This window comes from Burkholderia guangdongensis (genome assembly GCF_013403875.1).
Classification (GTDB): domain Bacteria; phylum Pseudomonadota; class Gammaproteobacteria; order Burkholderiales; family Burkholderiaceae; genus Burkholderia; species Burkholderia guangdongensis.
In genome coordinates this window covers 247,084-253,465 of the sequence record NZ_JACBNX010000002.1, presented here as the reverse complement: position 1 = coordinate 253,465, position 6,382 = coordinate 247,084, and the positions used below count along the sequence as shown (strand labels likewise).

Annotated in this window: 5 protein-coding genes and 1 pseudogene; all 6 read right to left on the bottom strand. The window is 61.9% G+C overall.

Features of this window, described 5'->3' with window-relative positions; all coding sequences use genetic code 11:
- Nucleotides 1–124: 124 nt before the first annotated feature.
- The 6 genes and pseudogenes from HZI36_RS03740 to HZI36_RS03715 all read right to left on the bottom strand — a co-directional run bounded on the left by HZI36_RS03740 (nucleotide 125) and on the right by HZI36_RS03715 (nucleotide 6,308).
- Complete coding sequence (locus HZI36_RS03740) at nucleotides 125–766, bottom strand: tetratricopeptide repeat protein (RefSeq protein WP_343049965.1); 642 nt, start codon at nucleotides 764–766, stop codon at nucleotides 125–127.
- Nucleotides 767–935: 169 nt separating this feature from the next.
- The gene (locus HZI36_RS03735) at nucleotides 936–1,865 is read right to left on the bottom strand and encodes an SEL1-like repeat protein (protein ID WP_425485199.1); all 930 of its coding nucleotides are present in this window, start codon (nucleotides 1,863–1,865) and stop codon (nucleotides 936–938) included.
- 176 nt (nucleotides 1,866–2,041) lie between these two features.
- Nucleotides 2,042–3,070 (bottom strand): annotated as a pseudogene (locus HZI36_RS03730) (tetratricopeptide repeat protein); the annotation flags it as partial.
- A 240-nt stretch (nucleotides 3,071–3,310) separates the two neighbouring features.
- Nucleotides 3,311–3,697: a RidA family protein gene (locus tag HZI36_RS03725; protein ID WP_179401285.1), complete on the bottom strand. Its 387-nt coding sequence runs from the start codon at nucleotides 3,695–3,697 to the stop codon at nucleotides 3,311–3,313.
- A gap of 112 nt (nucleotides 3,698–3,809) precedes the next feature.
- Nucleotides 3,810–5,291, bottom strand: a complete 1,482-nt coding sequence (locus HZI36_RS03720; protein ID WP_179401284.1) for an N-acyl-D-amino-acid deacylase family protein — start codon at nucleotides 5,289–5,291, stop codon at nucleotides 3,810–3,812.
- A gap of 3 nt (nucleotides 5,292–5,294) precedes the next feature.
- The gene (locus HZI36_RS03715) at nucleotides 5,295–6,308 is read right to left on the bottom strand and encodes a MurR/RpiR family transcriptional regulator (RefSeq protein ID WP_179401283.1); all 1,014 of its coding nucleotides are present in this window, start codon (nucleotides 6,306–6,308) and stop codon (nucleotides 5,295–5,297) included.
- Between the last annotated feature and the right edge of the window lie 74 nt (nucleotides 6,309–6,382).

Sequence of the window (6,382 nt, the reverse complement as noted above, 5' to 3'; positions counted from 1 at the left end):
TCATCGGACCGTTGCCGAACTGTTCAAGCAGTTCGGCCGGAATCGCCGGCAGCTCTGCAGGCTTGGCTTTCGGTTTGCGGGGCATACATTCTCCTTGAGAGGATGATATGCCTTGAACACGAAATTACTGACAGGCCCGAAACTTTGCCTCCGGGGTATTGGCTCGAGCATAGATCAGGCTCAACTTTTCGGCGGCGTCGCCATAGCCTTGGGCGAACGCACACTCTAGCATCTGTGTTGCAATGGGCTCGTTACCCCAAAAGCCCTCCGCTGGATCGTCGTAGGTGCCCGCCAACTTGTATCCCAAGAACGTCTGCGCTGACGGGCTACCCATATCGACCGCGCGCTGGAAGAAGGCATATGCGCTTGTAGCATCGCCCCCCTTGACTAGCCCGTTCTGGTGATAAATCCCCATCATGTCGTAGGCGTCAGGCACACCTAGTTTCATCGCCTTTTCCACCCAGCGGATTGCTGCCTCTGGATCATGGTTCTGTACCCCCGGATGATCGCTCAGTATGAGCGAAGCGAGATTGAGCATGGCCTTCCAGTGATCGCGCTCGGCGGCCTGCGTGTACAGCTGGTAGATCTTCGGGTAGTCGCGCCTGTCGTAGTCGATGTTCGGATCATCTAGCGCAAGGGCCTGCTGGAACCACAATTCAGCCTGCGGATCTATCGGCGGCACGTGCTGCTCCTGATAGACGCACGTAAAAGTCTTGCGGTGCGGGCTGAACAACGGCAGTTTCTCGTAACGCGGCAGGTCGGACATCGATGCCCTCAGCTTGCTAGTCAAAGCAGCAAGGGGACTGGCCTGCGATTCGACAGCCACCACGCAGAGACTGGCGAATAGAAGTCGCAGAACAAGGACGATAAGCTTCGCGCTGGATCGATTCATTTCATACAACGGCAGAATTATCTGATGAAGGCACGGTTTTCTCCTATTTCGCGGGCGGACTGACCGGCTTCGCAGCGTCGATCAGCGTCTTCGCATTCCCGTCCCATCTGGGGAGTGAAGCGGGTGGCAACGGGAGAACTTCGTCCAGGTTCGACAATTTCAGGCGACCTTGATAGTGCTCCAACGCCCCCTTCACTACGCGATATCGATCAGCACGAGCCTTATCGATACTGCCGGGAAGGTTCCTGCCGTTGGTCAAGTTGAATCCGCCAAACTCAATGGATAACGTGCTTGCACATTTTGCACTCCCTAGCTTTACGCCTTCCTGTAAAACCGCCAGTGCACGACGTTTCGCGTCTGCCGTTCTCGCCCGAGCGTAGACAAAACCCAACTCTTCTGCCGCATCTCCGTAGCCTTGTGCGAGAGCACACTCGAGCATCTGGGTAGCGATCGGCAAGTTGCCCCAGAACGCTTCATCCGAATCGTCGTACGCAGCGTCGAGCTTTTCCCCAAGAAATGTCATCGCGGACGGACTGCCCATGTCAGCCGCACGTTGAAAAAATGCGTATGCGCTAGTCGCATCACCGCCCTTGATCAACCCGTTCTGGTGATAGGTTCCCATCATGTCGTATGCGTCGGGTACACCCAGCTGCATCGCCTTCTCAACCCAACGAATTGCAATTTCAGGATCGTGCTGGGGTACGCCGGGATACTCACTCAGAATCAGCGAGGCGAGATTGAGCATGGCCTTCCAGTGATCGCGCTCGGCGGCCTGCGTGTACAGTTGATAGATCTTCGCGTAGTTGCGTTTGTCGTAATCGATGTTCGGGTCATCTAGCGCCAGCGCCTGCTGGAACCACAATTCGGCCTGCGGATCTATCGGCGGCACGTGCTGGTCCTGATAGACACAGGTAAAAGTCTTGCGGTGCGGGCTGAACAACGGCAGTTTCTCGTAGCGTGGCAGGTCGGACATCGATGCCCTCAGCTTGCCAGTCAGAGCAGCAAGGGGGCTGGCGTGCGATTCGACAACCAGCACGCAGAGACTGGCGAATAGAAGTCGCAGAACAAGGACGATTAGCTTCGCGCCGGATCGATTCATTTCAGACAACGGCAGAATTATCTGATGAAGGCACGGTTTTTCTCCTATTTCGCTGGCGGATTGACCGGCTTCGCAGCGTCGATCAGCGTCTTCGCATTCCCGTCCCATTTGGGGAGTGGAGCGGGTGGCAACGGGAGAACCTCGTCCAGGTTCGGCAATTTCAGGCGACCTTGATAGTGCTCCAGTGCCTCTCCCAACTTGAAATAGCGTTCGGCGCGTGCTGTGTCGACATGGCCGATAAGATTGTTGCCGCTGGCCAAGTCAAATCCACGAAATTCGGACGCTAAATCGCTTGCACATTTTGCGCATCCAAGCTTTACGCCTTCGTGCAAGACCTTGAGTGCCTGAAGTTTTGACTCAGGCGTAGTTCCCTTATATAAGCCACCCAAGTCGTAAGCGGCGTCCCCATAGCCTTGGGCAAGTGCACATTGCAACATTTTCATGCCAATGGCCGAATTCCCCCAGAATTCACCATCTGGACTGTCGTAGCTCCCACTCATCCTAAAACCGAGAAACGCTTGGGCCGAGGGGCTACCCATGTCCGCTGCACGTTGAAAAAATGCATAGGCGCTGTTTGCATTGCCTCCCTTGATCATCCCGTTCTGATGGTACGTGCCCATCATGTCGTATGCGTCGGGTACGCCTAACCGCATCGCTTTCTCAACCCATTCAATCGCGATTTCAGGATCGTGCTGAGGCACTCCCGGATAACTACTTAGAATCAACGAAGCAAGATTGAGCATGGCTTTCCAGCTACCGCGATCGGCAGCCTGAGCGTATAGCTGGTAAATCTTCGGATAGTCACGCTTCTCGTAGTAGATATCCGGGTTGTCGAGCACGAGAGCCTGCTGAAACCACAACTCTGCCTGGGGATCGACAGGCGGCACATGCTGATTCTGATAAACGCACGTAAAGCTCTTTCGATGCGGATCAAAGAGGGGCGGTTTTTCGTTGCGCGGTAGATCGGACGTGGTAAGGCTCGGTTTGCTGGCCGATGATGGCAATTCTCCTGCCCGCGCGTTGAAAGTGAACAGACCCAGGGCAACAAAAATGATCCCGCAGAAGACTGCTATCGGCATCAGGCGACCTCGAATGGCCCCCACAATGTCTCGTGCACGCATTTCCATCCCTTTATTACTTTTTGACTACTCTTTATTGTCATCGAAATGACATGGGCGCTCTCCCGCGCGATTCTACAGTCAAATACACCAGCATGCGAGATGGAGATTAACCCAACGCACGCTCGCCCCGTAAACGCAAAATGGGCCGGCACGCCCCTCGCGCACCGGCCCGTTGCCGGGATCAAACCGCCCGCCCCGTTACTTCCCCGGCGCCTTATAAGCAATACAATCAACCTCGACCTTGCAATCGATCACCATGCTCGACTGCACGGCCGCGCGCGCCGGCGGATGCTCGCCGAAGTACGAAATGAACACCTTGTTGAACGACGCGAAATCGCGCGCGTCGTCGAGCCACACGCCGCAGCGCACGACGTGCTCGAGCCCGTAGCCCGCTTCCTTCAGGATCGCGATCACGTTCTCGATCGCCTGCTTCGATTGCGTGACGATCCCGCCCTCGACGACCTCGCCGTTCACCATCGGCGTCTGGCCGGACACGTACAGCCAGCCGTCCGCCTCGACCGCGCGCGCAAACGGCATCACCTGGCCGCCGGTGCCCTTCGCTTCGCCAATCCCATATCGCTTCATTGCTTCACTCCTGGTTGCTTCGGTTATGAATGCACGCGCCGCCTTCCATCACGGCACGCGACGATGATGAATCCGAATCCGCTCTCGCGTCGTCCGCCGTCCGCTATCGCCGTCAAAACGCCGCTTCGGCCGACACCGGCACTCGCGCGCCGCGCGCGACGAAGCCGCCCGCGCGCTCGCCGGTCGGCTGGCCGTCGCGGTAGGTCAGCACGCCGTTGACCCACACCGCGTCGATCCCGTGCGCCGGTTGCTGCGGGCGATCGAACGTCGCCGCGTCGATCACGCGGTCCGGATCGAACAGCACGAGATCCGCGTGGAAGCCCACGTGCACCTCGCCGCGCCCGACGATCCCATAGCGCCGCGCGGATAGCGACGTCATCTTGCGCACCGCCTCCTCGAGCGGCAGCAGCCCCGTATCGCGCGCGTAATGGCCGAGCACGCGCGGGAACGCGCCCCACAGCCGCGGATGCGGCAGCGGATCGTTCGGCAACCCGTCGGAGCCGACCATCGTCGCCGGATGCGACAGGATCCGCCGCACGTCGTCCTCCGACATGTTGTGATACACCGCGCCCGCCGGCCGGATCTTCTGCGCGGCCTCCTGCTCGGTCACGCCCCAATCGGCCGCGATCGCCTTCAACAGCTTGCCCGCGACTTCCGGATGCGGCTCCGACCACGTGATCGTGATGTCGATGTCACCCGTCACCTGCTTGAGGTCGAGCGTCGACGAGCTGCGGCTGTACGGATAGCAGTCGCAGCCGACCGGCTGATAGCCGCGCGCGCGCTCGAGCGACGCGAGCACCTCGGTGCTGCGCCCCCAGTTCGACGGCCCCGCGCACTTCAGGTGCGAGATGATGACCGGCACCTTCGCGTGGCGGCCGACGCGGTACGCCTCGTCCATCGCGTCGAGAATCGCGTCGAACTCGGTGCGCATGTGCGTCGTGTACAGCGCGCCCGCATTCGCGAGCGGCTCGGCTAGCGCCATCACCTCGTCGGGCGTCGCCGAGAACGCGGAGCCGTATGCGAGCCCGGTCGACAGGCCGAGCGCGCCGTTCGCGAGCGCCTCCTCGAGCTGCGCGCGCATTCCGGCAACCTCGGCGTCGGTCGCCGCTCGATCCAGGCGGTCCATGTGATTGTTGCGCAGCGCGGTGTGGCCGATCAGCGCCGCGACGTTCACGGCCGGCCGCGCGTCGTTCACCGCGGCGACGTAGTCGGCGAACGTCGGATACAGGAACGCGCCGCGATCGCCGAGCAGGTTCATCGGATCCGGCGGGTCGCCCGCTAGCGTGACCGGCGACGCGCTGATCCCGCAGTTGCCGACGATCACCGTCGTCACGCCCTGCGTGATCTTCGGCAGCATCTGCGGCGAGCGGATCACGTGCGTGTCGTCGTGCGTGTGGACGTCGATGAAGCCGGGCGCGAGCGCACGGCCGTTCGCTTCGACGACCTCTTCGGCCAGCCAGTTCGACAGATTGCCGATCGCGGCGATCATGCCGTTGCGGATCGCGACGTCGCGCTCGACGGGCGGCGCGCCGGTGCCGTCGTAAAGCTGGGCGCCGACGATCAGCGTATCGGCGGCTTCGGGGTGCGAATGCATGGGTCAGTCTCCTACCGGTTGACGGTCTCCGCCGCCGCGATGCGCGTCGAGCGCATGCTTGATGCGGCGCAACGATTCACGGCACGCGTCGCCGAGCCGCAGCGCGACCTCGGTGACGAGCACGTCGAGCGCCATCATCATCGCGTAGCGCGATGTCGATGGCTTGAAAATGAAGTCGGTTTCGAACGCGACCACCGGAATCAGGTGATCGGCGAGCTGCGCGAGCGGCGACGCGGGCGCGGTCAGCGCGATCAGCGTCGCGCCGTAGCGCTTCGCGAGCGCGCAGCTCTCGAGCAGCTCGGGCACGCGGCCCGTCGTCGACAGCGCGACGATCACCTGCTCGCGCGACACAGTCGCCGCAACCATCCGCTGCAGCACGCTGTCCTGATAGCTCGCGACCGGCCGGCCGAAACGCACGAGCCGAAAGCGCAGCTCGTCCGCGAGCGCGGTCGAGCCGCCGCCCTGCCCGTACACGTAGATCATCTTCGCGCCGACGAGCGCGGCCGCGGCCGCGTCGAACGACATCTGCCGCAGCAGCTGATGATTGTGCGCGAGCGCGAGCTGAATCTCCTCGTAGACGAGCAACGCCGGGTTCGTGTCCCGCGCGTCGGCCGCGCCGGCGGGCGTGAGGAAGCGCTGGCCGACGGCCGCCGCCTGCGCGACGAGCACCTTCAGCTCGCGCACGTCGCGGCAGCCCACCGCCTTCGCGAAGCGCGTGACGGTGGCGATGCTGACGTCCGCGTCGCGCGCGAGCGTGCCGATGCTCGCGTGCGCGGCGCGCGCAAGATCCGCGAGAATGAACGCGGCAACCTTGCGCTCGGCGTCGCGCAGCTCGGGCGCGCATTCGGTGATCCGCGCGACGATGTCGACGGCCGGCTGGACGCCCGATGCGGCCGACGCGGCGGATGCGGTCGACGCGGCGGATTCGGCCGACGCGGCGGATTCGGCGGCCGCGGCGGATTCGGCGGCCGGCGCAACGGTCGACTGACCGACGGATTGGACAGCGGATGGATTCATCTGCGGGAATCGTTGCGGCGCACCATGTTACTAAATAACATCACCGCGCCGATGCTACTTTCTGTACCATTCAC